The 1,905-nt window shown below is 69.3% G+C and carries 2 protein-coding genes; one reads left to right on the forward strand and one right to left on the reverse strand.

All coding sequences use genetic code 11. The annotated features are described in order from the left end of the window. Positions 1 to 1,451: S41 family peptidase (locus JHN63_RS51225; protein WP_200691965.1), on the forward strand; the 1,451-nt coding region annotated here is incomplete at its 5' end. Between the two features lie 138 nt (positions 1,452 to 1,589). Here the strand turns inward: JHN63_RS51225 and JHN63_RS51230 are convergent. Continuing rightward, positions 1,590 to 1,754 (reverse strand): hypothetical protein, encoded by a 165-nt coding sequence (locus tag JHN63_RS51230; RefSeq protein WP_200691966.1) that lies wholly within the window; start codon positions 1,752 to 1,754, stop codon positions 1,590 to 1,592. Positions 1,755 to 1,905 lie beyond the last annotated feature (151 nt).

Below are 1,905 nucleotides of genomic sequence, written 5' to 3' on the forward strand. Positions count from 1 at the left end.
ACCCGGACGACACCAGCGGCCAGCCGACCCTCGAGTACTTCAACATCAGCAAGGCGAAGAAGTCCGAACTCGTCGACCACCTCGACTGGTTCGCGGTGAGCGGCGACGGCTCACGGCTGGTGGTGGTCGACGAGGACGAACTCCGCGCGGTCCCCTCGACGGAGTCCGGCGACGGCGACTCGACCGTCTGGATCGACCTCCGCCGCATCCTGCACGAGGCCGACCCGCCCGCCGAGTGGCGCCAGTCGTACGAGGAGGCGGGCCGCCTGATCCGCGCGTACTACTGGGACCCGCAGATGTGCGGCATCGACTGGACCGGGGTCCTGGACCAGTACCGCCCCCTGGTCGAACGGGTCGCGTCCCCCGACGACTTCGCGGACCTGCTCCGTGAGGTGCTGGGCGAGTTGGGCACCTCGCACGCCTACGTCACCCCGTCCCGCCGCAACGAGGGCCCGCCCCACTACCAGCGCCGCCAGGGCCTGCTGGGCGCCAACTTCGTTCGCAGGGAGGCCGGTTGGACGGTCGCCCGCATCCTCCCCGGCGAGTCCTCGGACTCCAAGGCCCGTTCGCCGCTGGCCGGCACGGGTATCCGGGAGGGCGCGGTCCTGACCCATGTGGACGGCCGCCCGGTGGACCGACTCACCGGCCCCTCCCCCCTGTTGGCGGGCGCGGGCGGCACGACGGTGGAGCTGACGTTCACGCCGGCGGAGGGCGAGGGCAGAGCACGCCGAGTAGCAGTGGTCCCCCTCATCGACGAACGCCCCCTCCGCTACCAGGACTGGGTGGCCAAACGCCGGGCGGTGGTACGGGAGTTGAGCGGCGGCCACTGCGGCTATCTCCACATCCCCGACATGGGCGGCTCCGGCTGGGCCCAGTTCAACCGCGACCTGCGCCTCGAGGTCTCCCGCCCCGCCCTCATCGTCGACGTACGCGGCAACGCGGGCGGCCACATCAGCGAACTGGTCGTGGAGAAACTCACCCGCACCATCCTCGGCTGGGACCTGACCCGCAACGCCCAACCGGTGTCGTACGCCTCAAATGCCCCGAGAGGTCCGGTGGTTGCCCTCGCCGACGAGGCGACTTCGTCGGACGGCGACATGATCACAGCGGCCTTCAAGCTGCTGAAGCTCGGCCCGGTCGTAGGCCAACGCACCTGGGGCGGAGTGGTCGGCATGACCGGCCGCCACCAACTCGGCGACGGCACGGTGATCACGGTCCCGATGAACGCGGCCTGGTTCGACGCGTACGGCTGGTCGATCGAAAACCGGGGCGTGACCCCGGACTTGGAGATCCTGCGCACCCCCCTGGACTGGGCAGAGGGCAGACACGCCCAGCTGGACGACGCGATCAAACTGGCCTTGGACCTGCTCGCCCTTCACCCCGCCGCAACCCCACCCGACTACTCATCCACCCCGGACAGAAGCAGACCGAAATTGCCCCCACGTTCTTGAGAGGGTGCTTTCAGGGGCGCGGGGCTGTGTCCATGTGCGGCTCCGCCGCGTGGGCGCACCCAGCCCCCACCAACCCGCACCCAACAACGAACCGTGGGGCGCCCCAAACACAGGGCGCCCCACGCAAACAGACCTCGACTACGCGTCGTAGTCCTGGTCCATCCGGTCCTCTTCACGCTGGACCCGCTCAGACACCTCGTCCCGCTGAGCACCCCGCTCGGACACCTCGTCCTGGCCCATCTTGTCCTTGGCCTTGTCCGCGAGGTCCTTCGCCTTGTCCTGGAACTGGTCCTTCATACCCATGTGGGTTCACTCCCGTACTGAGGGCGGATTCGTGGGCCCCGATCCGAGGCCTCAACCAGATTCACACGACCGGACACAGCGCGCATTTCGGTCAACTACGCTCCGTAGCCCGCACCGCCTCGTCCGCCGCCCCACCCGCCCCGACCAGCCC

Origin of the sequence: Streptomyces sp. MBT65 (genome assembly GCF_016612545.1) — a bacterium.
GTDB lineage: Bacteria > Actinomycetota > Actinomycetes > Streptomycetales > Streptomycetaceae > Streptomyces.

Bases quoted from the DNA above. Each gene is read 5' to 3' on its own strand.
- JHN63_RS51230 (WP_200691966.1), bottom strand. From the start codon at position 1,754: ATGGGTATGAAGGACCAGTTCCAGGACAAGGCGAAGGACCTCGCGGAC.